Annotated in this window: 30 protein-coding genes; 11 read left to right on the top strand and 19 right to left on the bottom strand. The window is 68.6% G+C overall.

Features of this window, described 5'->3' with window-relative positions; translation table 11 throughout:
- From AC6CHX_RS17420 to infC, 5 genes are all read right to left on the bottom strand, one after another.
- A complete protein-coding gene (locus AC6CHX_RS17420; protein ID WP_376107863.1) occupies window positions 1-672 on the bottom strand; it encodes a response regulator transcription factor in 672 nt (223 codons plus the stop codon).
- 35 nt (window positions 673-707) lie between these two features.
- Window positions 708-1,520, bottom strand: a complete 813-nt coding sequence (locus AC6CHX_RS17415) for a TrmH family RNA methyltransferase (RefSeq protein WP_498273829.1) — start codon at window positions 1,518-1,520, stop codon at window positions 708-710.
- Between the two features lie 84 nt (window positions 1,521-1,604).
- Window positions 1,605-1,991, bottom strand: coding sequence for a 50S ribosomal protein L20 (rplT, locus tag AC6CHX_RS17410; protein WP_029262486.1), 387 nt, complete (start codon window positions 1,989-1,991; stop codon window positions 1,605-1,607).
- Between the two features lie 31 nt (window positions 1,992-2,022).
- Complete coding sequence (rpmI, locus tag AC6CHX_RS17405) at window positions 2,023-2,217, bottom strand: 50S ribosomal protein L35 (RefSeq protein ID WP_017828564.1); 195 nt, start codon at window positions 2,215-2,217, stop codon at window positions 2,023-2,025.
- A 72-nt stretch (window positions 2,218-2,289) separates the two neighbouring features.
- Window positions 2,290-2,916 carry a translation initiation factor IF-3 gene (gene infC / locus AC6CHX_RS17400; RefSeq protein WP_136041694.1) on the bottom strand — a complete coding sequence of 209 codons (627 nt, stop codon included), beginning with the start codon at window positions 2,914-2,916 and terminating at the stop codon, window positions 2,290-2,292.
- A gap of 254 nt (window positions 2,917-3,170) precedes the next feature.
- On the opposite strand from infC, the gene AC6CHX_RS17395 reads away from it, so the two are divergent.
- Window positions 3,171-3,569: a DUF1844 domain-containing protein gene (locus AC6CHX_RS17395; RefSeq protein ID WP_116636340.1), complete on the top strand. Its 399-nt coding sequence runs from the start codon at window positions 3,171-3,173 to the stop codon at window positions 3,567-3,569.
- A gap of 1 nt (window position 3,570) precedes the next feature.
- On the opposite strand, the gene AC6CHX_RS17390 is transcribed toward AC6CHX_RS17395, so the two are convergent.
- The 7 genes from AC6CHX_RS17390 to AC6CHX_RS17360 form a co-directional block, all read right to left on the bottom strand.
- Entirely contained in the window at window positions 3,571-3,990 is a 420-nt protein-coding gene (locus AC6CHX_RS17390; protein WP_498273828.1) for a hypothetical protein, read from the bottom strand.
- A gap of 22 nt (window positions 3,991-4,012) precedes the next feature.
- Window positions 4,013-4,810, bottom strand: a complete 798-nt coding sequence (locus AC6CHX_RS17385) for an SseB family protein (protein ID WP_498273827.1) — start codon at window positions 4,808-4,810, stop codon at window positions 4,013-4,015.
- A complete protein-coding gene (gene priA, locus AC6CHX_RS17380; RefSeq protein WP_136041697.1) occupies window positions 4,794-5,540 on the bottom strand; it encodes a bifunctional 1-(5-phosphoribosyl)-5-((5-phosphoribosylamino)methylideneamino)imidazole-4-carboxamide isomerase/phosphoribosylanthranilate isomerase PriA in 747 nt (248 codons plus the stop codon). Before priA ends, AC6CHX_RS17385 begins: the two co-directional genes overlap by 17 nt.
- Before the next feature lie 103 nt (window positions 5,541-5,643).
- Window positions 5,644-6,279 (bottom strand): imidazole glycerol phosphate synthase subunit HisH, encoded by a 636-nt coding sequence (hisH, locus tag AC6CHX_RS17375; protein ID WP_498273826.1) that lies wholly within the window; start codon window positions 6,277-6,279, stop codon window positions 5,644-5,646.
- Entirely contained in the window at window positions 6,276-6,893 is a 618-nt protein-coding gene (gene hisB, locus AC6CHX_RS17370; RefSeq protein ID WP_498273825.1) for an imidazoleglycerol-phosphate dehydratase HisB, read from the bottom strand. Before hisB ends, hisH begins: the two co-directional genes overlap by 4 nt.
- Entirely contained in the window at window positions 6,890-7,975 is a 1,086-nt protein-coding gene (locus AC6CHX_RS17365) for a histidinol-phosphate transaminase (protein WP_498273824.1), read from the bottom strand. The genes hisB and AC6CHX_RS17365 overlap by 4 nt, the downstream gene beginning before the upstream one ends.
- A gap of 66 nt (window positions 7,976-8,041) precedes the next feature.
- Window positions 8,042-8,410, bottom strand: a complete 369-nt coding sequence (locus tag AC6CHX_RS17360; protein ID WP_498273823.1) for a LysM peptidoglycan-binding domain-containing protein — start codon at window positions 8,408-8,410, stop codon at window positions 8,042-8,044.
- A gap of 290 nt (window positions 8,411-8,700) precedes the next feature.
- On the opposite strand from AC6CHX_RS17360, the gene lexA reads away from it, so the two are divergent.
- Window positions 8,701-9,387 (top strand): transcriptional repressor LexA, encoded by a 687-nt coding sequence (gene lexA / locus AC6CHX_RS17355; protein WP_029262496.1) that lies wholly within the window; start codon window positions 8,701-8,703, stop codon window positions 9,385-9,387.
- Between the two features lie 21 nt (window positions 9,388-9,408).
- On the top strand, window positions 9,409-11,274 hold the full coding sequence (locus AC6CHX_RS17350) for a S9 family peptidase (RefSeq protein WP_498273822.1): 1,866 nt from the start codon (window positions 9,409-9,411) through the stop codon (window positions 11,272-11,274).
- A gap of 10 nt (window positions 11,275-11,284) precedes the next feature.
- Here the strand turns inward: AC6CHX_RS17350 and smpB are convergent, their stop codons facing one another.
- The 3 genes from smpB to ftsE all read right to left on the bottom strand — a co-directional run bounded on the left by smpB (window position 11,285) and on the right by ftsE (window position 13,857).
- Window positions 11,285-11,761: an SsrA-binding protein SmpB gene (gene smpB / locus AC6CHX_RS17345; protein ID WP_021199784.1), complete on the bottom strand. Its 477-nt coding sequence runs from the start codon at window positions 11,759-11,761 to the stop codon at window positions 11,285-11,287.
- A 63-nt stretch (window positions 11,762-11,824) separates the two neighbouring features.
- Complete coding sequence (gene ftsX / locus AC6CHX_RS17340) at window positions 11,825-12,739, bottom strand: permease-like cell division protein FtsX (protein ID WP_136041703.1); 915 nt, start codon at window positions 12,737-12,739, stop codon at window positions 11,825-11,827.
- A complete protein-coding gene (gene ftsE / locus AC6CHX_RS17335; protein ID WP_498273821.1) occupies window positions 12,736-13,857 on the bottom strand; it encodes a cell division ATP-binding protein FtsE in 1,122 nt (373 codons plus the stop codon). Before ftsE ends, ftsX begins: the two co-directional genes overlap by 4 nt.
- Window positions 13,858-14,041: 184 nt before the next feature.
- Between ftsE and AC6CHX_RS17330 the strand changes: the two genes are divergently transcribed.
- Window positions 14,042-15,055 (top strand): DUF2510 domain-containing protein, encoded by a 1,014-nt coding sequence (locus AC6CHX_RS17330; protein ID WP_498273820.1) that lies wholly within the window; start codon window positions 14,042-14,044, stop codon window positions 15,053-15,055.
- A 25-nt stretch (window positions 15,056-15,080) separates the two neighbouring features.
- Window positions 15,081-16,037, top strand: coding sequence for a DUF2510 domain-containing protein (locus AC6CHX_RS17325; protein WP_498273819.1), 957 nt, complete (start codon window positions 15,081-15,083; stop codon window positions 16,035-16,037).
- Between the two features lie 51 nt (window positions 16,038-16,088).
- On the opposite strand, the gene prfB is transcribed toward AC6CHX_RS17325, so the two are convergent.
- Window positions 16,089-17,198, bottom strand: a complete 1,110-nt coding sequence (gene prfB, locus AC6CHX_RS17320) for a peptide chain release factor 2 (RefSeq protein ID WP_029260598.1) — start codon at window positions 17,196-17,198, stop codon at window positions 16,089-16,091.
- A 118-nt stretch (window positions 17,199-17,316) separates the two neighbouring features.
- Here prfB and AC6CHX_RS17315 point away from each other — a divergent pair, with 118 nt between their 5' ends.
- From AC6CHX_RS17315 to AC6CHX_RS17295, 5 genes are all read left to right on the top strand, one after another.
- Window positions 17,317-18,576 carry an MFS transporter gene (locus AC6CHX_RS17315; protein ID WP_498273853.1) on the top strand — a complete coding sequence of 420 codons (1,260 nt, stop codon included), beginning with the start codon at window positions 17,317-17,319 and terminating at the stop codon, window positions 18,574-18,576.
- Window positions 18,573-19,133, top strand: coding sequence for an NUDIX hydrolase (locus tag AC6CHX_RS17310; RefSeq protein ID WP_498273818.1), 561 nt, complete (start codon window positions 18,573-18,575; stop codon window positions 19,131-19,133). Before AC6CHX_RS17315 ends, AC6CHX_RS17310 begins: the two co-directional genes overlap by 4 nt.
- 134 nt (window positions 19,134-19,267) lie before the next feature.
- Window positions 19,268-20,065, top strand: a complete 798-nt coding sequence (locus AC6CHX_RS17305) for a glycosyltransferase family 2 protein (RefSeq protein WP_498273817.1) — start codon at window positions 19,268-19,270, stop codon at window positions 20,063-20,065.
- A complete protein-coding gene (locus AC6CHX_RS17300) occupies window positions 20,062-20,913 on the top strand; it encodes an endonuclease/exonuclease/phosphatase family protein (protein WP_498273816.1) in 852 nt (283 codons plus the stop codon). The genes AC6CHX_RS17305 and AC6CHX_RS17300 overlap by 4 nt, the downstream gene beginning before the upstream one ends.
- Window positions 20,910-21,488, top strand: coding sequence for a DUF2238 domain-containing protein (locus AC6CHX_RS17295; protein WP_136041709.1), 579 nt, complete (start codon window positions 20,910-20,912; stop codon window positions 21,486-21,488). The genes AC6CHX_RS17300 and AC6CHX_RS17295 overlap by 4 nt, the downstream gene beginning before the upstream one ends.
- Before the next feature lie 12 nt (window positions 21,489-21,500).
- Here AC6CHX_RS17295 and AC6CHX_RS17290 read toward each other — a convergent pair whose 3' ends face one another.
- From AC6CHX_RS17290 to AC6CHX_RS17280, 3 genes are read right to left on the bottom strand one after another with little or no spacing between them, the layout of a single operon-like run.
- Window positions 21,501-21,938, bottom strand: coding sequence for a pilus assembly protein TadG-related protein (locus AC6CHX_RS17290; RefSeq protein WP_498273815.1), 438 nt, complete (start codon window positions 21,936-21,938; stop codon window positions 21,501-21,503).
- The gene (locus tag AC6CHX_RS17285; protein WP_498273814.1) at window positions 21,935-22,390 is read right to left on the bottom strand and encodes a TadE family protein; all 456 of its coding nucleotides are present in this window, start codon (window positions 22,388-22,390) and stop codon (window positions 21,935-21,937) included. The genes AC6CHX_RS17290 and AC6CHX_RS17285 overlap by 4 nt, the downstream gene beginning before the upstream one ends.
- The gene (locus tag AC6CHX_RS17280) at window positions 22,359-22,760 is read right to left on the bottom strand and encodes a TadE/TadG family type IV pilus assembly protein (protein WP_136041712.1); all 402 of its coding nucleotides are present in this window, start codon (window positions 22,758-22,760) and stop codon (window positions 22,359-22,361) included. Before AC6CHX_RS17280 ends, AC6CHX_RS17285 begins: the two co-directional genes overlap by 32 nt.
- 119 nt (window positions 22,761-22,879) lie before the next feature.
- Here AC6CHX_RS17280 and AC6CHX_RS17275 point away from each other — a divergent pair, with 119 nt between their 5' ends.
- Complete coding sequence (locus AC6CHX_RS17275; RefSeq protein ID WP_498273813.1) at window positions 22,880-24,349, top strand: recombinase family protein; 1,470 nt, start codon at window positions 22,880-22,882, stop codon at window positions 24,347-24,349.
- Window positions 24,350-24,480: the final 131 nt, after the last annotated feature.

Here is a 24,480-nt window from a genome sequence, read left to right as displayed (position 1 = left end):
TCAGGACCCCACGAGGCGGTAGCCGACTCCGCGCACGGTCTCGATCACACCGCGAGACCCGGTCTTCTTCCTGATCGCACCGACGTGCACCTCGAGCGAATGCCCGAAGCCTCGCCAATCCGTGTTCCACACCTCGCGGATGAGACGCTCCTTCGGCACCGCCACGCCCGGGTACCGGGCGAGCACGGCGATGATGTCGAACTCCTTGCGGGTGAGCTCGATCGGCGCACCGCCGACCAGCACCTGCCGCCCGACGAGGTCGATCTCCAGCGATCCGTCGAGGAGCCGCACGCGCGCGTCGGACTCCGGGAGCATCGGTCGCGAACGCCGGGTCACTGCCTCGATCCTGGCCAGGAGCTCGTGCACGTCGTAGGGCTTCACGACGAAGTCGTCGGCACCGGCGCGCAGTCCCTTGATGCGCTCGGCGACCTGGTTTCGCGCGGTCACGATCATGATCGGAACCTCGGAGCGGGCACGAATGCGACGACACAGATCGACGCCGTCCATATCGGGAAGGCCCAGGTCGAGGAGCACGACCTCGGTCTCGGCCCCGACGAGCTCCAGCGCCGTCGTCCCGTCGGACGCGCGGACCGTCGCATAACCGGACCTCGCGAGGAACGCTTCGAGCGCCGCAGCGACTCGGTCGTCGTCTTCGACGATCAGAATCCTCATCGACCCCGCAACCCGCTTCCTCCGTCGGTCGGCCGTCAGCCGACCGACGCCGCCCGCTGCGCGAAGGCGCTCTCGTACAGGCACACGCTGGCAGCGGTAGCCAGGTTGAGAGACTCGGCCTTGCCGAAGATCGGCAGCCGCAGCACCCGGTCGGCGAGACCGAGAGCCTCGTCTTCCAGACCACGCGCCTCGTTGCCGAAGAGCCATCCGGTCGGCTCCGCGAGCACGCCCTCGGCTCGGGCCTCCAGCAGGTCGTCGCCCTTCACATCGGCGGCGAGGATGTGCAGACCCGCTGCGTGCGCGCGCTTCACGACATCGTCGAGGTCTCCCCCGACCGAGACCGGGAGGTGGAACAGCGAACCGGTCGTGGCGCGTACGACCTTCGGGTTGTAGGGGTCGACGGTCCGGCCGGTCAGCACGACGGCGTCCGCTCCGGCCGCATCGGCAGCCCGGATGATCGTGCCCAGGTTCCCCGGGTCGCGCACCTCTTCGCAGATCGCGACCAGACGCGGCGAGGCTTCGAAGATGTCGCGCACGGAGGTCGGCGTCTGCTGGACGACCGCGACCAGTCCCTGCGGAGTGACCGTGTCGGCCATCGCGTTCAACACGTATTCCGTGACGTACTCGACGTCGATCTCGGCGTCGACGGCCTTCGCACGGATGTCGGGGTGCTTCTCCCACCCGTTCGGCGTCGCGAACAGCTCGACGATCGCCTCCGGACGATACGTGAGCGCCTCACGCACCGACTGCGGGCCTTCCAGAAGGAAGAGGCCCGTCTCGGTTCGCGCACTGCGCTTGGTCAGCTTCGCGACGGCACGGACTCGGGGCGAACGGGGGTTCTCCAGCACGTTCACAGTCTAGGGTCACCGTGGGCGCCGGATACGCGAAACGGGCGCCTCCCCGAAGGAAGACGCCCGTTCAGAGCGAGATGCTTACGCAGCCGACTTCGGTGCGTTGACGTCGGAGGGCAGAGCCTTCTTCGCCGTCTCGACCAGCGTCGTGAACGTGGCAGCGTCGTTGACCGCAAGGTCGGCGAGCATGCGACGGTCGACGGTGACACCCGCGAGGCCGAGGCCCTGGATGAAGCGGTTGTACGTGATGCCGTTCTGGCGAGCCGCAGCGTTGATGCGCTGGATCCAGAGGCGACGGAAGTCACCCTTGCGCTTGCGACGGTCACGGTACGAGTAGACCAGCGAGTGGATGACCTGCTCTTTGGCCTTGCGGTAGAGGCGCGAACGCTGACCGCGGTAACCCTTTGCGCGCTCGAGGATGACCCGGCGCTTCTTGTGGGCGTTTACTGCCCGCTTGACTCTTGCCATTTTCCTGTGTTCCTATCGTGCGTCGGGCGCGTCAGCGGCCGAGAAGCTTCTTCGCGACCTTGGTGTCAGCCTTCGAGAGCACCTGGTCCTGGTTCAGACGACGGGTGCGACGGCTCGACTTGTGCTCGAGGTTGTGGCGCATCCCGGCCTGCTGCTTCTTCAGCTTTCCGCTGCCGGTGATCTTGAAGCGCTTCTTAGCACCCGAGTGGGTCTTCTGCTTCGGCATCTTCTCTTCCTTCGTATGGCGCCTTCTCAGGCGACGGTGTCAACCCGCGGTGCGGGAGTTCTGGGGGCGGATCTACTCCGCGGCAGCTGCTGCCGGTGCGTCGGCATCGCTCTTGGCGTCGCGGGAAGCCTGCTTGTTCGCTGCGCGCTGTGCGTCGCGAACCGCGTTCTGCTCCTGCTTGGCCTCGGACTTGCTCTTCAGCGGAGCAACGATCATGACCATGTTGCGTCCGTCGATGGTCGGGTTCGACTCGACCGTTCCGAGCTCGGCCACGTCTTCGGCGAACTTGCGCAGCAGACGCACACCCTGTTCAGGACGCGACTGCTCGCGACCGCGGAACAGGATCATGGCCTTGACCTTGTCGCCGGCCTTGAGGAAGCCCTCGGCACGCTTCAGCTTGGTCGTGTAGTCGTGAGCCTCGATCTTCAGACGGAAGCGGACTTCCTTGAGGATCGTGTTCGCCTGGTTGCGGCGCGCTTCCTTTTCCTTCTGGGCGGCCTCGTACTTGAATTTGCCGTAGTCCATGATCTTGACGACGGGCGGCTTCGAGTTGGGGGCGACCTCGACGAGGTCGAGATCGGCTTCCTGCGCGAGGCGCAGCGCTGCCTCGATGCGGACGACGCCGATCTGCTCACCCGCGGGGCCGACGAGGCGGACCTCGGGGACGCGGATGCGCTCATTGGTACGGGGATCGCTGATGCGGAACTCCTTAGACGATGTGATTCGGCCACCGCGATGCTGTCTGCATCACGGGCGAAATCGGAATCGTCCCACCCACCGGCATTCAGACGCCGGCTCCGCACCCTGCCTGCCGGGTCCGTCTTGCGAACGGAGCCGGTGGAGTGCAAGACCCGGTAGCCTTGAACGGCAAGCGCGGGTGGGAAGTGAATCCTCTTTCGATCCGGAGCATGACGCTCCGGAGCCCGCCAAAGTCTAACAGAAAGCAAGGCGAAGTGACGAACCAGGCACCGGACGAGGCCGCACGCGAGCGCGAAGAGCGCTGGGCACGTCAGGAGGAGGCCGCATCGTCGGCCACTCGAGACATCGCCGACGTACCCGCTGTCGAGGTGATCACCACCGCGGCCGTGCACCTCATGAGCGCGGCAGCCGTCAAGCTCGGCCTCGCCGACGACCCCGACGCGGCGGCGCAACTCGACCTCGATGAGGCCCGCAAGCTCATCAACGCCCTCGCCGGACTCATCACGGCCGGCGCACCGGAGATCAGCGACATGCACGCGCGCTCGCTGCGCGACGGCCTCCGCTCCCTGCAGCTCGCGTTCCGCGAAGCCTCCTCGATCCCCGACCCCATCGGCAAGGGTCCGGGCGAGAAGTGGACCGGGCCGGTCAACTAGTTCAGGGTTCGACGACGATCGGATCCGCCGTGGCGGGGCCACCGCACGGCTCGGTCGAGTGCGTCCACGAGATCGATACCTCGGACTCGTGGATGAGCGTGTTCTGGGCGTCGAACAGGCGGAGGTCGATGACGTCGGGGGTCGACATGTCGAGCCCGAGCACCCACGTCCCATCGTCCTGCGGTGTCACCATGAACAGATTGGTCGACGAAGTCGGCTCTGTACCCGGAGCCGGGGAACACTCCCCCTCGACGCAGAACTGCACCGACACCACCCCCGCGACGGCGCTGGTGTCGAGCGCGACGGCGTTCGTCCATCCGATCGCCGGACAGGCACCGAAGGTCACGCACCCCGTCGTGGTCGTCAGCGCGCCGCCGAGAAGCACGACGATCGCGATGGCACGCATCACACCACGGAGCATGCCCCGATGGTAGCGAACGCGTTCAGACGCTGCGGCGGAGCTTCACGGTGAGGGAGTCCGCGAGCACGGCGATGCGGTCGTCCGACGCCCAGCGCTGAGCCAGACGCGAGAGCACGGAATCGAGCACCTCGCGCTCCAGACCGTCGACGAGTTCCAGGACCACGATCAGCTCCGGGCCACGCAGCCGTGCGTCGGGGTCTCCGGACGCCACCGCCACGTCGATCACGGCCAGTTCGTGGGCCACACTCTCCTGGAGCGCGGTGTAGACCTCGGTGGAGAGGAAGCTCGGCTCCCAGGCATGCTCCTGCGCGATCGCCCAGACGGCGGGGCGCCGGATCACGAACTCCGTGTCGGAGGTCGGGTCGAGCACGATCAGGTCGGTGTCTTCGGCCGATGCCGCCAGCGCCGCCCGGAGCGCCTCCACGGGAATGGGGCGTGCGGTGGGATCCCACTTCTGCATGGCCTGGACGGACGAGAACACCGGCTGCACCCGCCGCCCGTCGGGGGCCGCGACCGTGACGATCGACAGCTCCTGCGTCTTGTCGACGGCGAGACCGTTCGGCGCGACGCCCTCCTCGCCCTTCTCGGCGATGAGCGGGATCAGCACGCGAGCAGCACGGAATGCGTCGACGACTTCAACCTGGCTGCCCTCGCCCGCACGGAAACGCTGCAGTGCGGCGAGCAGCGCCGGGTCGGCCGATCCGTCGTCCGCCGCATGCGGGTTCGACTCGAAGCTGCGTCCCTCCCAGGGAACGCCGGCCGAGTCGCCCTGATCGCGCGACTCGGGCCCGCAGGCGTGCGCGTCAGTCTCCTGCGACATCCAGTGCCTCAGCCAGCGTGAACGCGCCGGCGTACAGGGCCTTGCCGACGATCGCACCCTCGACGCCCAGGGGCACGAGGTCACGGAGCGCGGCGATGTCGTCGAGGTTGGAGATCCCGCCGGACGCGACGACCGGCTTCGGCGTGCGCGAGGTCACTTCGCGGAGGAGCTCGAGGTTCGGGCCGCGGAGCGTGCCGTCCTTGGTCACGTCGGTGACCACGTAGCGGCTGCACCCGGCATCCTCCAGGCGGTCGAGGACCTCCCAGAGGTCTCCACCCTCCTTGGTCCAGCCGCGTGCCGCGAGGGTCGTCCCGCGCACGTCGAGGCCCACCGCGATCGCTTCGCCGTAGCGACCGATCACATCGGCGGCCCACTCGGGGTTCTCCAGAGCGGCCGTGCCGAGGTTGATGCGGGTGGCGCCGCTCTCGAGCGCGGCCTCGAGGGTCGCGTCGTCGCGGATGCCGCCGGAGAGCTCGATGTTGACGCCCTTGAACTGCTTGATCACCTTGCGCAGGATCGGCGCGTTGCTCCCGCGACCGAAGGCGGCGTCGAGGTCGACGAGGTGGATCCACTTCGCGCCTTGCGCTGCCCACTCCCCCGCGGCGTCGAGCGGGTCGCCGTAGCTCGTCTCGGTTCCGGCCTCCCCCTGGGTGAGGCGGACGGCCTTGCCCCCGGCGACATCGACCGCGGGAAGGAGCGTGAGCGAGGGAGACTGCGCGAAGTCGTTCATGGGGTCCTTGGCTAGGGAAGGTCTGCAGCCCGGAACGGGCACGAGAGTCGAGGGTAGTCCGCCGGACGGCGGGTGACAAAACGGATGACGTCCACGGTGGGGGTCAGAGGCTCCCGACCCAGTTGCGCAGCAGCTGGATGCCCGCTTCGCCCGACTTCTCCGGGTGGAACTGGGTCGCCGAGAGCGGTCCGTTCTCGACGGCCGCGAGGAAGGGATCGCCGTAGGTCGTCCACGTCAGCACGGGCTCGGGGAACGGCGGGATGACGTCGAGCTCCCAGGACTGCGCAGCATACGAGTGCACGAAGTAGAAGCGCTCCTGCTCCAGGCCGCGGAAGAGAACACTGTCGGCGCCGGGCTCGACGGTGTTCCAGCCCATGTGCGGCAGGACGGGTGCGTTGAGCTCGGTGACAGCTCCTGGCCACTCGCCGAGGCCCGCGGTGTCGTGCCCGCGCTCGACGCCGTGCTCGAAGAGGACCTGCATGCCGACGCAGATCCCGAGCACCGGTCGCCCGCCGGCCAGACGGCGGTCGACGATCTCGTCGCCGCCGTGCGCGTGCAGCGCGTCACGAACCGCCTGGAACGCACCGACCCCCGGCACCAGGAGGCCATCGGCCTCGAGTGCGACCTTGCGATCGCGCGTCAGCACGGCATCCGCGCCGGCCGCGGCCAGCGCCTTGACCGCCGAGTGGACGTTGCCGGACTCGTAGTCGAAGACGGCGACGCGGGGTGAAGTGCTCACAGTGCGCCCTTGGTGGATGGAATGCCGTCGACCAGCGGGTCGAGCGCCTTGGCCTGCCGGAAGGCTCGTGCGAACGCCTTGTACTCCGCCTCGGCGATGTGGTGCGGGTCGCGGCCGCCGAGCACGCGCACGTGCACGGTCAGCGCAGCGTTGAAGGTGATCGCCTCGAACGAGTGCCGCACCAGCGAGCCGGTGAAGTGCCCGCCGATCAGGTGGTGCTCGAAACCTGCGGGCTCCCCGGTGTGCACGAGGTACGGGCGCCCTGAGATGTCCACGACCGCCTGCGCGAGGGCCTCGTCGAGCGGGACGAGGGCATCGCCGTAACGGGAGATGCCGGACTTGTCCCCCAGCGCCTCGAGGATCGCCTGCCCGAGCACGATCGACACGTCCTCCACGGTGTGGTGTGCGTCGATGTTCGTGTCGCCGGACGCGCGCACGGTCAGGTCGGTCAGCGAGTGCTTCGCGAAGGCGGTGAGCATGTGGTCGAAGAACGGCACCGAGGTGTCGATGCGGCTCGCGCCGGTGCCGTCGAGGTTCAGCTCGAGTTCGACGGTGGACTCCGACGTGCTGCGCACGCGGCTCGCGGTGCGCGGGGTCGGTGACGGGGTGCTCATGATGCCGATCCTATCGAGGCCAGAGCATCGAGGAACGCGGTGGTCTCGGCCTCGGTGCCCGCGCTGACCCTGAGGTGACCGGGGATCCCGACGTCACGCACGAGCACACCGCGATCGTAGAGCTGCTGCCACGTCGCCCGCGGGTCGGCGACGCCGCCGAAGAGGACGAAGTTCGACCAGGATTCGTGGGGTGCGTAGCCGAGGGCCTCGAGGGTCGCGGTGATGCGATCGCGTTGTTCGACGATCTCCTCGACCATGCCGAGCATCACGTCGGAATTGCGCAGCGCGGCGACGGCCGCAGCCTGCGTGAGCGTGCTCAGGTGATACGGCAAGCGGACCAATCGCAGCGCATCGATGAACGTCGGGTCCGCCGCCAGATACCCGACTCGGGCCCCTGCGAAGGCGAAGGCCTTGCTCATGGTGCGGGAGACCGCCAGGCGCGGGCGCCCGTCGAGCAGCGTCAGCGCGGAAGGCGCGTCGTGCGGTGCGAACTCCTGGTAGGCCTCGTCGACGATCACGATGCCCCGCGCCGCTTCGTACACGGCTTCGACGACGTCCAGGCCGAGCGGAGTTCCTGTCGGGTTGTTCGGCGAACAGAGGATGATCACGTCGGGGTCGGCTGCGCGCACCTGCTCGACAGCTTCCTCTGGCGTGATCGTGTAGTCGGGCTGCCTCGTCCCGGCGATCCAGCGCGCGCCCGTGCCCTGCGCGATGAGTGGGTACATCGAGTACGTCGGCGCGAAGCCGAAGGCAGTGCGCCCGGGGCCACCGAAGGCCTGCAGGATGTGCTGGAGCACCTCGTTCGAGCCGTTGCCCGCCCAGATCTGCTCCGCGGAGAGCCCGTGCCCCAGGTACTCCGCGAACGCCTCGCGCAACGTGGTGAACTCCCGATCCGGGTACCGATTCACGTCACGCATCGCCAGGGCGATGTCGTCGAGGATGTCGCTCGCGACCGCTTCCGGGATGGGATGCGTGTTCTCGTTCACGTTGAGGGCGATCGGGAGCGGCGCCTGCGGAGCGCCGTAGGGCGTCAGTCCGCGAAGATCATCACGTAGCGGGAGATCGTTGAGGGAGAGGGTCACCCTTCCCATGCTAAGCGGCGCGTGGAGTCGATGACGCAAAGTTGCCGCAGCGCCGCCGCGACGGGATCAGTTGGCGTACTGGGCCGGGATGGCGAGCGTCTGGCCGATCTGGAGCTCGCCGCCACGCAGCAGATTCATCCGGCTGATCTCACCGATGACGTCGCGCGGGTCGGCGTCGGGGGCGACCCCGGTGGCGATCGACCAGAGAGTGTCGCCGGGCATGACGGTCACGGTCTCGACGCCGACGGCTGCCGTGTCTGCATCCGAGGCGATCGCGCTTCCGCCGCTGAGTGCGGCGAAGGCGATGCCGATCGCGAGCGGCACGGAGGCGAGCGCCAGCAGCACGGCGCGGCCACGCGTGGTCAGTCGGAGTCGCGTCGAAGGACGGGTCGACGCCGGGATGACTGCTGCGGTGCTGAAGCCGATGCTGCTCATGTGGTGCTCCTTAGCCTGTCCCGGAGCGGTGAGGCTGCCGGGGAAGTTGGCGTAGCGTTCGCATTCCCGTCTCGGCCGGGAGCCGTGAATGCGAAGCTACGTACCGAAGATATCTTCGAGTTCGAACATCTGTCAAGTTGTCTTCGAAACCGGATGCACGATTATGCCGACACGCTCGAACAGATCTTCCAGATCGGGCCGTTTCTCGGATACGGTTTCGATGAGAACACCACACCACGGGCCTCCGACATTCGAAGAGCGACGTCGGAACACCGCACTTAAGGAGCACCATGAGCGAGAACTCGGCCCCCGAGTCGGAGGCACCGCGGACGCGCCGCCGCAAGAGCCTGAGCCCCAAGCAGATGGCGATCCTCGAGGTCATCCAGAACTCCATCGCCCACCACGGCTACCCGCCGAGCATGCGCGAGATCGGCGACGCCGTCGGCCTGAAGTCCCTCTCGAGCGTGACCCACCAGCTCGGTCAGCTCGAACTGAGCGGCTACCTCCGGCGCGACCCGGGCAAGACGCGTGCGATGGAGGTCCTGATCGACCTCCCCGGCGCCAGCGGCGAGAATCCCGCCGACGTGGCGACCCCGGTCGGCGACGCGGCGCTGGTGCCCCTGGTCGGTCGCATCGCCGCCGGCGTGCCGATCACCGCCGATCAGCAGGTGGAGGAGATCTTCCCCCTCCCCCGTCAGCTGGTGGGCAAGGGAGACCTCTTCATGCTCAAGGTCTCGGGAGAGTCGATGATCGACGCCGCGATCTGCGACGGCGACTGGGTCGTCGTGCGCTCGCAGAACAATGCGGAGAACGGCGAGATCGTGGCCGCGATGCTCGACGGCGAGGCCACCGTCAAGGTGCTCCGCCGTCGCGACGGCCACACCTGGCTCCTCCCCCGCAACTCCTCCTTCGAGCCCATCCTCGGCGATGAGTCCGTGGTGCTCGGCAAGGTCGTGGCGGTGCTGCGCGCCGTCTGACGTCCGCCATAGGCTCGAGGCATGTCGTCCCCGTACGGTTCCTGGCCCTCACCCTTCTCCGCGGCCTCCGTCGCGGCGTCCTCCCCGCGGATCGACGGGGCGCGCTTCGTCGGCTCCGTGATCTGGTGGGGGGAATCCGTGCCCGCCGAGAAGGGGCGGGTCACGGTGCGAAGCTCTTCCGGAGCCGAGATCCTCCCGGCTCCCTGGAGCGCGCGCTCCCGCGTGCACGAGTACGGAGGCGGAGCATGGACCGCCGATGCCGCAGGCACCCTGTACTTCGTCGATGCCGGCGATCAGCGTGTGCATCGCATGGCACCCGGGGCCGAGCCCGTTCCGCTGACACCGGCGGGACCGTCGCACGGCGGCCTCCGCGTGCAGCAAGGCCGTCTGCTCGCGGTGCGCGAAGATCTGTCGACCGCGCCGCACACCCGCGCGATCGTCGAGATCCCGATCGACGGCTCCGCGGCGGAGGACCCGTCCGGAATTCGAGTGATCGTCGAGGGCGACGGTTTCTTCGCACATCCCGCGCTCTCGCCGGACGGAACCCGCATCGCCTGGGTCGCCTGGAACCGCGGACGGATGCCGTGGGAGGCCGCGCACCTGCAGATCGCGAAGAGCGACGGCGGCGATGTGCACGAGATCCCCACTCGAGCCGCGCTGCAGCCCGAGTGGCTCAGCGACGCGGAGCTGGTGTTCGCCGATGATCCGGACGACCGCTGGGGCCTGTACCGCATCGAGCTCGACGGATTCTCACCGCTCGGCGCACCGCGCGCGCTCACCCCGAGCGACGCCGACACCGGCTACGGACTCTGGGTGCTCGGCAACCGCTGGTATCGGCCGCTCGCCGACGAGCGGATCGTCGCGGTCCGCACCAACGGGCGCGACGAGATCGTCGTGATCGCTCCGGACGGCGTCGTGCACCCGATCGATGTCCCGGCCGACGGACACGTCAGCGTCGACGACGTCGACGGTTCCCGCGTGCTGCTCTCCGGCAACGGCTCCGGGGTGACCGCCGGCCTGTGGTGCGTCGATGTGGACTCCGGCGAGACCGTCGCGGTGCGTGGAGGCGAGCCCGTGGATGCCGACTGGATGCCGCATGCCCTGCCGATCGACGTCGACGGGCGGCACGGCGTGGTGCACGCTTTCGCGTACCCGCCGGCGAACCCCGACGCGACAGCCTCCGCCGATGAACTCCCTCCGTACGTGGTGCTGGTGCACGGCGGGCCGACCGCTCACGTCACCGGTGCGGCGTCGGCAGCCAACGCGTTCTATACGAGCCGCGGCATCGGGGTGCTCGACGTCAACTACGGCGGGTCCACCGGCTATGGGCGCGCCTACCGCGAACGTCTGGACGGCCGGTGGGGGGTCGTGGACGTCGATGACGTGATCGCCGCCGCGCAGGGCCTCGCGGATGCCGGGCTCGCCGATCCGTCGCGCATCGCCATCCGCGGAGGTTCCGCGGGCGGCTGGACGGTGCTGTCCGCGCTGGTACGCGGCGGAGCCTTCGCCGCGGGAATCAGCCGCTACGGCGTGGCCGACCTGCGGATGCTGGTCGCCGAGACCCACGATTTCGAGGCGTCATACATCGACGGTCTCGTGGGGCCCCTCCCCGAGTACGAGGATGTCTACGTCGAAAGATCACCACTCACCCATGCGGATCGCATCGGAGTCCCCGTGCTGCTGCTGCAGGGCGGGGAGGACCGGGTGGTCCCGCCGTCGCAGTCCGAGGCGATCAGAGACGCGCTGGCCGCGCGGGGCGTCGACCACGAATACGCCCTCTACCCCGCTGAGGGGCACGGCTTCCGCAGCGCTGACACGATCATCGACGCGCTCGAGCGCGAGCTGACCTTCCTCGGCCGCGTGTTCGGGTTCGAGCCGACGCTGTGACGACCGGCCGCTACTCGCCCACGCGATTGCGCAGGCGCATGGCACGATCCGCCTCGCGGGTGTCCTGGCGCTCGCGCAGGGTCTGACGCTTGTCGTATTCGCGCTTTCCCTTGGCGAGGGCGATCTCGACCTTGGCCCGGCCGTCGGAGAAATAGAGCTTCAGCGGGATCAGGGTGTATCCACCCGCCGAGACGGCATGCGCGATCTTGGCGATCTCCTCGCGATGCAGCAGCAGCTTGCGGATGCGCTTCGCGGAGTGGTTGGTCCAGTGGCCCTGGGAGTACTCCGGGATGTGCACGGAGTCGAGGAAGACCTCGTTGCCCTTCACGAACGCGTAGCCGTCGCTGAGGTTGGCGCGCCCCTGGCGCAGCGACTTGACCTCGGTGCCGGTGAGCACCATCCCCGCTTCGTACGACTTCTCGATCGTGTAGTCGTGACGTGCGCGACGATTGGTCGCGACGACCTTCTCTCCGCGTTCCCTGGGCATGATGCTCTCCTGTTGCCGTGATGAGCTCGATCGATCGTTCCGACCGAGCAGCCTTTCAGGATATCAGGTACGGAGCCAGCGCCTGATCGCGAAGCCGGCGGACAGCGCGGCCAGCACGATGCCGATGCCGATCAGCACCGGCACCACGAGCATCGCATCCTGCATCGTCACCCACGTCGTGATGAACGGGACCCGACCGCGCAGGTAGCCGTTCACTCCGAAGTGCATCCCGGCCACGACCGCGGCACTGGCCAGCGCCGAGCCGAGGAACGCGGCGAACACGCCTTCGAGCACGAACGGTGTCTGGATGAACCGGTTCGAGGCACCGACGAGCCGCATGATGCCGATCTCCTTGCGCCGCGCATACGCGGACAACCGGATCGTCGTGCCTATCAGCAGGGTCGCCGCAATCAGCATGAGCACGGCGATGCCGACGGCGATGTACGTCGCGACGGTCAGGGCGGAGAACAGGGGTTCCAGATATTGGAGCTGATCCTTGACCTGCTCCACCCCGGCCTGGCCGCTGAATGCCTCGGTGAGCACCTGCGACTGCCCCGGGTCTTTCATCGTCACGAAGAAGACCTCGAACGCCTGGTCGGCCGTGAGGACACTCGCCTGATCCTCGCCGAGCTGGTCGACGAGCTTGGCGTACGTGTCCTCCTTGGTGTCGAAGGTCAGCGAGCTGATGAGCGGCGCCAGCGCGTCCCCTTCGAGCTGCGCGCGAACTGCGGCGACCTGTTCCTCGCTCGCGGCACCGTCGATGCACGTGTCGGATTCCGAGACCGCGGAGCACATGTACACGGCGACCTGGGCACGCTCGGCCCAGTAACCCCGCATCACACCGATCTGCGACTGCATCAGGATCGCCGCACCGACGAAGGTGAGAGATACGAAGGTGACGAGGATCACCGAGATGACCATCGAGATGTTCCGCCGAAGGCCACCCAGGGCCTCGGTCAGGATGAGTCCGATTCTCATGAGGTCGGGCCCACTTCCTCGTCGTCTTCATCCGAGAGTCCGAGTCGGTCGGCGACTCCGAGCTCGGCGACGTCGACGGTCGGGAGGGTGATCGGGTGGGAGCGAGGTCGGACGACCGCCGGCGGCTCCACCGCGGTCGGCGGCTCGACGACAGCGGGCGGTTCCACCACAGGCGGCTCGACGACATCAGCGACCGTCTCGGGCTCCGGCACGGAGGGCGCCTCCGGCGGCTCGACCGTCTGAGGGGCGTCTGCAGCTGCAGCCGACCCGCTTTCCGCGGCGGCGGCCTTCCGCTGCGAGCTGAGCTCCTCGGCGAGGGCCGCGCGGACCGAGGAGAGGTCCGCCGTCTGGCGCTGGACCTCCTGCACCGCCGTCAGTGCCGCTGCTGCGGCCGCACCGCGCACCTGCTCCGGCACGAGACGCGGGATGTTGGACGTGTCGCCGTAGCCACCGTGCACCTCGTCTCGCACCATCTCTCCGTCACGCAGCTCGATCACTCGGCGCTGCATCTGGTCGACGAAGCCGGCCTCGTGCGTGGCCATCAGGACGGTCGTGCCTCCGGCGTTGATACGGGCCAGCAGCTGCATGATGTCGACGGAGGTCGCGGGGTCGAGGTTGCCGGTGGGCTCGTCGGCGAGCAGAACCTGCGGACGGTTGACGAGGGCGCGAGCGATCGCGACGCGCTGCTGCTCTCCGCCGGAGAGTTCGTGCGGCATGCGCTTCTGCTTGCCGTCGAGGCCGACGAGCGCGAGCGCCTCGGGTACGGCCTGTTGGATGAAGCCGCGCGAGGAGCCGGTCACCTGCAGGGTGAAGGCGACGTTCTGGTAGACGGTCTTCGACGGCAGCAGGCGGAAGTCCTGGAACACCGAACCGATGTGGCGCCGGAAGTAGGGCACCTTGCGGTTGGCGAGCGAGCGGAGGTCCCGGCCGAGCACGGCGACACGGCCTGCCGTCGGCACGTCCTCGCGCAGGATCAGGCGAAGACAGGAGGACTTGCCGGAGCCCGAGGCGCCGACGAGGAAGACGAATTCCCCGCGTTGCACTTCGAAGTCGACACCGGAGAGGGCGGGCTTCGACGTCCCGCGGTAGCGTTTCGTGACGTTCTCGAACCGAATCATGACGCTTCGAGCCTAAGCGCGGCCCTCCGGCTCACCGCGAGCGACACCCCGCACCGGCGCGTCCGCTTCGGGAGACGATGGGGACTGCTCCCCATCTTGAACACCCTGGGAAGTCACCGGCCACTGCTATACATAAGGGTGCGGTCGCACCATGGAGCGGCCGAATCGTCTTCGAGGGGGACCCATGAGCACGACACCAGCAGGTTGGTACGACGACGGCAGCGGACGCCAGCGGTGGTGGGACGGTCAGCAGTGGACGGAGCACTTCGCTCCGGACGCCTCCGCGACCGAGGCCGACTCGGCATCGGAAGCACCGGTAGCAGCGGAGGGATCGTCCGCGATCGAGACGCCGACCGAGGCTCCCGCCGCCGGCGAAGCGCCGTCTTACGACGCACCGGAAGCGCCGTCCACCGATGACACCGTGCTCCACGACTCCGCCGAGGCGCCGACCGCGGCGACCACGCCACTCGGCGACGATGTCCCCGCGTACTCCGCACCGGCCACACCCGACCAGCCCGCGTCGAGCTACCCGGGCACCGCGCCGGCCTACCCGGGTGCGGATGCGCAGCCCGCCTATCCGGCGGCCGGGCCCTACCTCCAGACAGAACCGGAAGCTCCCAAGAAGCTCTCGATTCTGGGACTCGTCGGACTCGGGCTGTCCGCCGTCGGCACGATCCTGGCGTTCATCCCGCTGATCGGCTTCATCGGCTTCATCCTCCTCGGCGCAGGATTCATCGTCTCCCTCATCTCGCTCTTCCTGAAGGGGAAGAAGTGGCCGGGAATCGCCGGCCTGATCCTCTCGGTGGTCGGCGGCATCATCAGCGCCGTGATGTTCTTCGTCTTCTTCTTCGCCATCGCCCAGAACGCGAGCGACGAGCTGAACAACCTGCCCAGTTCCTCGCCGTCGTTCGAGGCCATCGAGCCGGGCGAGACCGACGGCACCGACGACGGCACGCGTCCGACCTCGGCCGAGGTGGCGGTCGGCCTGACCGCGATCCTGGCTGCCGAGGGCACGGAGGGCTACACCGAGCCGCAGATCACCTGCCTCTCGGATCTGCTCGTCGAGTCCGATCTCGACAACTCGACGCTGCGCGCGATCGCGGAGAGCGACGGCACGCTGACGGATGTCGACGCCGCGTACGGTTTCGCCGAGGTGCTGGGCGATACCGAAGCCGTCACCGCGTGCTTCGCCCCCTGAGCCGTCTGACGAGCGGAACCATCCGATGACGACGCCTGCCGGCTGGTACGACGACGGCACCGGCAGCCTGCGGTGGTGGGACGGCACGCAGTGGACCGCACACGTGCGGAACTCTGACGGAGCGCCGGTGGCCCCGGAACGACCGTCTGTGGAGCCGACTCCCTCCGACGCGCCTACTCCCGCCATGGCGCCGTTCACCCCGCCCTACACGCTGCCCCCGTCGGGCGCGTCGACCGAACGGGTGATCGCGCCCGACCGCGCCGGCGTACCCGACGGGGCGTGGGTTGCGCCGGCACCGCAGCCGCCCGCGCCCGGAGTGTCGGTGCTCGGGCTCATCGGTCTCGCAGTCGTGGTCGTCGGCGTCGTCTGCGCCTGCATCCCGCTGACCTCCATCGTCGGCTGGGCGCTTCTCGGCGTCGGTTTCGTGCTGTCGCTCGTCTCCCTGTTCCTGCGCGGCCGGAAGTGGCCGGGGATCGCTGGGCTGGCGGTCTCCGTGCTCGGAGCGGTGCTCGCGTTCGCCGTGTCACTGGTCCTGATCGCAACCGTCTCGGTCCCGGCCGATGACGACGAGGGAGCCGGAGAGGGCACGGATCCCTCCTCGATCGAGGGGGCCGACATGGTGCCGTTCGCCGAACTCGAGATCGGCGACTGCCTGCCTTTCGTCGACTACGGGGACACGGGGCAGATCTACGAGCTTCCCGTCGTCCCGTGCGATCAGCCGCACACGGACGAGGTGTACTTCATCTTCGACGTCGACGACGAGGAGTTCCCCGGCGACGATGCTCTCGGCGAGGCGGCGTGGGATGGTTGTGCCGCGCAGTTCGACGCATACGTCGGCATCGCCTACGAAGACTCGGTGCTGGATTTCTACACCTATCAGCCGACGGAGACGTCTTGGGCCCGCGCAGACGATCGCGCGGTCCAGTGCATCCTGTTCAGCTATGAAGACGTGACCGGCAGCCTCGAGGGTGCCGGGTACTGACGACCATCGATGAAGAAGGCCCCGGAGTGATCCGGGGCCTTCTTCTTAGGTTCAATCCTCGATCTTGCGCTTGCGCCAGCGGATGCCCGCGGAGATGAAATCATCCAGGTCACCGTCGAACACCGCAGCCGGGTTGCCCGACTCCTGGCCGGTGCGCAGATCCTTCACCAGCTGCTGACCGTAGAGGAAGTACGAGCGCATCTGGTCGCCCCAGCTCGCCGTGATGTTACCCGCGAGCTCCTTCTTCTTCGCTGCTTCCTGTTCCTTCTGCAGCAGCAGCAGGCGGGTCTGCAGCACGCGCATGGCGGCGGCGCGGTTCTGGATCTGCGACTTCTCGTTCTGCATCGATACCACGATGCCGGTAGGAAGGTGCGTCAGACGCACAGCGGAGTCGGTCGTGTTCACCGACTGACCGCCGGGGCCGGAGGAACGGAAGACATCAACTCGGATGTCGCTCTCGGGGATGTCGACCTCGGTCGCCTCCTCCATCAGCGGGATGACCTCGACCGCGGCGAACGAGGTCTGGCGCTTGTCGGCGGAGCCGAACGGGCTGATGCGCGCGAGGCGGTGCGTGCCTGCCTCGACCGAGATGGTTCCGAAGGCGTAGGGCGCGTCGATCTCGAACGTCGCCGACTTGATGCCGGCGCCCTCGGCATACGAGGTGTCCATGACCTTGACCGGGTACTTGTGCCGCTCGGCCCAGCGCAGGTACATGCGCATCAGCATCTCGGCGAAGTCGGTGGCGTCGTCGCCGCCCGCACCGGAGCGGATCGTGATGATGGCGCTGCGCTCGTCGTACTCGCCGTCGAGCAGCGTCTGCACCTCGAGCTGGTTGATGAGGTCGGTGAGCGCGGCGAGTTCGGCGCGGGCCTCCTGCGCGGAGTCCTCATCCCCCATCTCGTTCGCGAGACCCACGAGCACCTCGAGGTCGTCGAGTCGCTGAGCGATGCCGGTGATGCGGGCGAGCTCGGACTGACGGTGGCTGAGTGCGCTGGTCACCTTCTGCGCGTTCTCGGTGTCGTCCCAGAGGTCGGGGGCGCCGGCCTCCTCGCTGAGACGCGCGATGTCGTCGCGGAGACGGGAGACATCGACGACCTCGCTGATGTCGCCGAAGGTGTGCCTGAGCGCCTGGATTTCGGCGGAGAGATCTAGTTCGAGCATGACACCTCAGCCTAACGTGCCGCCTGCCTACGCGGGGACGTCGTCTTCGACGGCACATCGGCCGGAGTAGCGTGAAGACGTGAGCAGTGCATCGGCGGTCCTTCGACAGTTCGGACCCATGGTGTACCTGCCGACGATCCTGTTCGCGCTCGGCGAGGGCGCCGTGATCCCGCTCATCCCGGTGCTGGCGGCTTCCATGGGTGCCGACGTGGCCTTCGCCGCGCTCGTGGCATCCGCCCTCGTGATCGGCCAGCTGTGCGGCAACCTCCCTGCCGGGTGGGCGGTGGGCCGGATCGGCGAGCGGTACACGATGGTGATCGCCGGCATGATCGCGATCATCGCCGGGGTCGGGATGGTGTTCGCGCCGTCGCTCGGCGTGCTGGCGGCGTCGGTCTTCCTGCTCGGCATCTGTGCGGCGGCTTTCGGCCTCGCACGTCACGCCTTCATGACCACCCGGGTGCCGGTCGCCTTCCGTGCCCGCTCCCTCTCGCTGCTCGGCGGGAGCTTCCGGCTCGGCATCTTCATCGGACCGTTCGTCGCGGCGGGACTCCTGCAGTTGTTCGGCAGCGAGGCCGCGGCGATCTGGTTCTTCCTGGGCTGCCTCGTGGTCATGGTCGTCCTGGTCCTCTTCGGTCCCGATCCGGAGAAGACGATCCCGCCTGTCCCGACGACCACGCACGAGCGCTATCTGGAGGACTCCGGCGAGGCCGTGAGCGGATCGATCCCGACGATCGAGCGCCTGGGGATCTTCCAGACCATGTGGCGCCAGCGGGCGGTGCTCGGGCGACTGGGGCTGGCCGCCGCCTCTCTGTCCGCTGTGCGATCGGCACGGCAGGTCGTGCTCCCGCTGTGGGGGCTCTCGCTGGGCTTGGATGCCTCGACCATCGCCCTGGTGGTCGGCGTCTCCGGAGCGATCGACTTCGCGCTGTTCTATGCGAGCGGCCAGGTTATGGACCGCTTCGGACGGCTGTGGGCGGCGATGCCCGCGATGGTGCTGATGGGTGCCGGCTTCCTCGCCCTCTCGTTCACCCACGATCTCGATGCGGCGGTGCTGTGGTTCGGGATGTTCGCGGCGATGCTCGGCGTCGGCAACGGCTTGTCCAGCGGCATCCTGCTCACCCTCGGCGCAGACGTCGCCCCGAAGCGAGAACCCGCGGCATTCCTCGGATCCTGGCGGACGCTGACGGATGCCGGCGGTGCGATCGCGCCACTGCTGGTCTCGGCGATCACCGCCGTGGCCGCTCTTCCGTTCGCCGCAGCCGCCATGGGTGTGATCGGCCTCGTCGGCGCGGCAGGGTTCCTGCGCTGGATCCCCCGGTTCGTGCCGCGGGAGCGGCCGGACTCCGGCGACCCATCGACGGAGGAGGAAAACGAATGATCTCGACCCTGCAGGCTGAGGCCCATCGCCTGGTCTCGACTTTCGAGCCCCGCTCCGACCGGGAGATCCGCGCACAGGCGGATTTCGCCTCGTTCTTCCGGCCGGATCACGGGCCCGTGCATCGCGGTTCCGGCCCCGACCATCTCACCGCGTCCTGCGTCGTCTTCGATGCGTCGTTCGAGCACACGCTGCTCGTCTTCCATCGCAAGGGTCAGTTCTGGGTGCAGCCGGGCGGTCACGTGGACGACACGGATGAGTCGGTCGTGGCGGCCGCGCTTCGCGAGCTACGCGAGGAGACCGGCCTCCTGGTCGACCCCCCGGTCGCACCGCTCGCCTATGACCTCGACCACCATGGGCTGTCGTCTCGCTTCGGTACGTGCACCTCGCACCTCGACATCGGGATCGCCGTCGTGGTCGATCGAGATGCGGCGCTCACCGTCAGCGAGGAGTCCGAGGATCTGCGCTGGTGGCCGGTCGACGCCCTGCCTGCCGAGATACCGCCGCAGCTCGAGCCGAGGCTCGACGGGCTGCTCGAGCAGCTGCGCGATCCGCGCTGAGAGCGCGGCGGAGTCGGCGAGCGCGTCCAGGCGCTTCTGCGCGCCGCGTTGCTCGAAGATGAGCCGCGTGTCAACCAGCTCGTCCCGGCCAGGGGCACTCCCTAGGCTGAGACGTCCACACGCGAGGAGACGATGTGCAGCGCGCCACACCAGCCGACCCCGAGCCCACGATCAGCGTGGTCATCCCGGTGAAGGACGACGCGGCCGCGCTGCAGCGATGCCTGCGCGCCCTCGCCGTGCAGACACTGCCCGCGGACGAGATCATCATCGTCGACAACGCCTCCACCGATTCCTCGGCCGACGTCGCGGTGCGGCACGGGGCTCGCGTCGTGCGATGCGAGGACGACGGTATTCCGGCGGCGAGTGCTGCCGGCTACGACGCGGCGACCGGCCAAGTGATCCTGCGTCTCGACGCCGACGGCGTGCCGGATCCGCGGTGGATCGAGTCGATGATGGCCGCGTGCACACAGGATCCGCGGGTCGGGGCGTGGACCGGCGGTGCGCACTTCATCGACGGACCCCGGGCGCTTCGCCGCTCCCTGGCCGCGGCATATCTCCTCGCGTACGCGCTGGTGTGCGGGGTCGCGCTCGGGCACTCCCCGCTCTTCGGTTCGAACCTCGCGCTGCGCCGTTCGACCTGGCTCGCGGTGCGCGAGCACGTGCACCGCGACGACCCGGCTTTGCATGACGACCTCGACCTCGCCTTCCACGTGGGCGAGCGCCACCGCATCCGCTGGATCCGCAGCGCAGGGATGGGCATCTCGATGCGGCCGTTCGGGAATGGGCGTTCGTTTCTGCGTCGCATCGCCGCCGGCTTCCGCACCGTGGTCGTGCATTGGCCCGAGGATTTCCCTCCGGTGCGCTGGGTACGCCTCGTGCTGCGGCGCATACTCCATCGGCTCGGCGTTCCCGCTCCAGGAGCCCGGCGATGACCGCCCCTCTTCTCGGCTCTCACCGCGACGGCGACCTGCACGTCATGACATTGAACGTACGGCGGGACCTCGGGACGCTGGCCTGGCCGCGTGCTGACCGGTGGTCCACGAGACAACGGCGCGTCTCGGCGCTGCTGCGCGCCGAGCGACCGCACGTGGTCGGCGTGCAGGAGGCGCTGCCTGCACAGGCATCGCTCATCGGCGCCGCGCTCGGCCCGTCGTATCGGATGGTCGGACACGGCCGGCGCCCCGGTCGACGGGGTGAGGGTTGCCCGTTGTTCTTCGACGCCGAGCGGCTCGAACTGCGCGACTGGCGCCAGTACGCGCTGTCGCGACACCCGGAGCGGGAGGGCTCGTCGTCGTGGCTCAGCGCCGCTCCGCGGATCGTGGTCGAGGCGATCCTCCGCGATCGGATCACGGGCCGCGAGATCACCGTCCTGAACACCCACCTGGACGCGTTCTCCCCGTGGGCACGGCTCCGCCAGGCACAGGCGATCCGCGGCCGCGCGAGCGAGGCGACGTCGCCCGTCCTCGTCCTCGGTGACCTCAATGCTCCTGCCGGCTCAGCCCTGTGGCGCGCTCTCCAGGAGGGCGGCCTGCTCTCCGACTCCTGGACGGCGTCCGCGGCGCGGTGCACCCCGGCCTGGGGTACGTTCGCGCGCTACCGTGCCCCACGGAGTGGACGGCGCATCGACGCGATCCTCGCCTCGCCCGAACTGCCTGTGCGCCGCGCGGGCATCAACGGGCGACAGTACGAGCGCGGGTGGCCCTCGGATCATCTGCCGGTGCAGGCCTTGTTCGACCTCGCCTCCTGCCCTGCCGACTCACCCGAAGAGGAGGCGTCGTGAAAGCGGACTTCCTGAGACCCCCGCGCACGGTCGCGGAGTACGGTGCCGATGCCGTACGCGTGATCGGAGTGCTCAGCGTCCTCGTCGCGGCCATCTGGTCCACGCCGACCGACGCGGGGATCCTCGCCCTCACCACGCCCGCGCTCATGCTCCCCCGTGCGCTCGGGATGCGCGGTGGCGTCGACCTGGCGGTCGGCGTGATCGTGCTCGTCGCGGGGGCGAGCAACGTCTTCGACCTCTACCGCACGGTGCCGGGGTGGGACCTCGTGGTGCACTTCGTGTGCACCGGCGCGATCGCTGCGACCGGCTACACGGTGCTCGCCAGGCTCGGTGTCGTCGTGCCTCAGGGCGCGCCGGAGTTCCGTCCGCGGATCCCGATCGTCCTCTGCACGATCCTCGGTCTCGCCGTCAGCGCTGTCTGGGAGATGATCGAATGGGCCGGACGCACGTTCGTCACCGCCGAGATCTTCGTGACCTACCAGGACACCATCGGAGACATGGCCCTCGGCGGGCTCGGAGCTCTCGCGGCCGGAGTCCTCGTCGCGTTCGTACCGTTGGAAAAGCGTCCTCGGTGATCCGACGCACCCTCAGCGAAGAGCCGTGCGACTCGTGGCGGTGGACTCCAACTCGACCCCCTCAGGCATGAACGGGCCGAACAGCGGGGGACGCCAGTCCGCGACGACGGTGACCTGCGCCGAGACACCATCCGGTGTTCCCGCGGCCACGATCGAGGCGGGACTCGAAATGGACTGCACCAGCGCCGCCGCCTGCTCCTCCACGCCGGCATCGGTCAATTCCGCACGAACGGCGTCGTCGACCGCCACCAGGGTGAACCCGTCAGCCCCGGCGAGCGCGGCGGCATCGGCCAGCGCGTCCAGCCGCTTCTGAGCGAGGTAGAGGTCCGTGGCGCACACGCACACGAAGATCACCGCCAGCGCGAGCAGCACGTATCCGAGGGTGAGCAGCAGTGTGGTGCCCTCGTCGTTCCCGAGCGCCTCCCGTGACCCGCGCGCGTCTCTGCTCATGGGGCGCCCCACGATCGCGACACCTTCTGCACAGCCTCCGCCTGCACTGGGATCGCCGTGGAACGCTCGAGACCGAGCACCTCTGGTATCAGTGGGAGCCGTACGCGGGTGCTGACCAGGACGGTGATCGTCGCTCCTGCCGAGGGACACTCAACGCCCGACGGCGTGCACGACAGCGACAGATCGACGGCGTCCGGATCGAGGCCGTACTCGTCGATCACGTCGGCGAGCACGACGTCGCCGCGTGCCGCCGCGGACGCGACGTCGGGAGCCTGCGCGATGGCACGGGCGATGTGGCGGGAGGCAGCCTCCGCGCCGAGCATCTGCTCCTGGATGGTGCCGAGTGCGACGACGAGGTAGATCAGCGGCACCAGCAGGATCACACCGACGGTGATGAACTCGAGTGCCGCGGAACCGGCGTCATCGCCCGCCGAACGCCTCCACCGGTGCATGTGCCTCCACCTCCATCGCGAAGGGCACGCCGATCAGCCCGAGCAGAGGAAAGGTCGAGCGCACTCGCACGTCGACGGTCTCCTGACCCCGAGCGCCCGAGGAGCCGATCCGGATGTCCTCGGAATACGACGCGCCGACCGCGCGGGTGATGACTTCCCTCGTGCGCTCGATCCCCTCCTCCTGCGTCGTGTCGGCGAGAGCCGCGTGATACGCACCCTCCACCGCCGCGTCGTGGACGACGTTGCGCACGTAGACCGCGAGTGCGAGCTGGAGGACTCCGAGCGTCAGTGCCGTCAGGAGCGTCCCGACCAGCAGGAACTCGACCGGGCTGGACCCTCGGTCGTCGGCGAGTGACCGCGCGAGGCGCATGTCAGAGCCCGGAGACGCGTTGGATCGCCTGCTCGAACAGCGCGGTCAGTGCGGGGCCGGCGACAGCCCAGATCAGCACGACCAGCCCGGTAGTATCCATACGAGGGTATTATTTGGACATGGCGACACGACGCAAGCGGCTGAACCCCCTCGACTCTCTCGGCCCCGAGACGGCGGTGATCTACTGCCGCATCTCGCAGGACCGCACCGGGGAGATGTTGGGAGTCGAACGGCAGGAGCCGAAGTGCCGCGAACTCGCCGCCCGGCTGGGGCTCCGCGTGGAGCGCGTGTACGTGGACAACGACATCAGCGCGACGAACGGCAAGGCCCGGCCTGAGTTCGAGGCGATGATCGCCGCCCGCCCCGAGGTCATCATCGCCTGGCACCAGGACCGGCTACTCCGCCTGACGAGCGATCTGGAGAAGGTGATCGACCTCGGCATCGATGTGCACTTCGTGGAGTCGTACAAGGGCGGGCTGGACCTCGCCACGCCCGCCGGGCGAGCCGTTGCCCGTACCGTCGCCGCGTGGTCGCAGTACGAGGGCGAGCAGAAGGCGATCCGGCAGTGGGAAGCGAACGAGCAACGAGCCCGCATGGGGCACTGGCAGTTCAGCCGCCGCCCGTACGGCTACGACCGCATCGGCGGCGAGATCGTGATCGTGGAGGACGAGGCCGAGATCGTGCGCGAGTGCTTCCGCCGGTACAACGCCGGAGAGTCGCTGTACGCCATCGCGAACGACCTCAACGAGCGAGGCGTGCCGCTCCACAGCGCCGAGGCCGACTGGTCGATGCGGCGCGTACAGCAGATGCTCCGAAACGAGCACTACGCGGGCATCGTGACGTACCTCGGCGAACGCATCGACGCCGAGCCGACGTGGGAGCCGCTGATCGACTCGCGGACGTGGAGCGACTACCTCGCCATGCGCGACGGACGCACCCGAGAGGGCGCGTGGAGCACGGCGACGAAGCACCTCCTCAGCGGCATGATCTTCTGCGGCGTGTGCGGTGCGCGGATGCTTGCCCGCCCCGATTACCGGCGCAACGCCGACGGCACCCGGCGGACGTTCCAGGCGTATGCCTGCCAGGAGCGGTGGTGCGTGCAGATCAAGGCCGAGGAGGTCGAGCCCGTGGTCAACGGGATCGTGCTCGCCCGGCTCGCCGACAAGCGCGTGCTGAAAGGGCTCCGCGACGAGCCCGACACGGCGCCGGTCGTGGCGGAGATCGCGGCCCTGCGCGACCGGCAGAAGGCGCTCATCGATCTTGTGGCGGACGGGGCGCTCCCGAAGGCAGAGGCACGCCAGCGCGGGCGGCAACTCGCCGAGAAGGTAGACGCGCTGGAGAAGCGGCTGAGCACGATGCGGCGTGAGTCGCCGCTGACCGACCTGGCGCTGTCGCGGGCGATCCCGACGAAGTGGAACCGGAAGATGCCGCTGCTGGAGAAGCGGCGCGTGATCGAGGACTTGGGGCTGGTCGTGACGATCGACAAGGCACGCCGCGGGCGCCGCCCGAACGGCCCCGACGGTAAACCCCTGCCGGACCTCGACCGCATCCGGTTCGAGTGGCGCGACGCCGAGGCCGACGCGCGCTAACTACGGTTAGGAAAGGGCCGGTCAGACCGTCTTTCTATTACTACCGGAACTAGGTAGGCTAGAAGCGCCAGACACCGGACAACTGAACAGACCAATCACGGCCAGAAAGCGAAATCGAAAGGATCGGCGGG

It is taken from the genome of Microbacterium sp. GQ128, from assembly GCF_059758615.1.
Note: the sequence above shows the minus strand (reverse complement) of the source record. Positions and strands in the feature narration are given on the sequence as shown.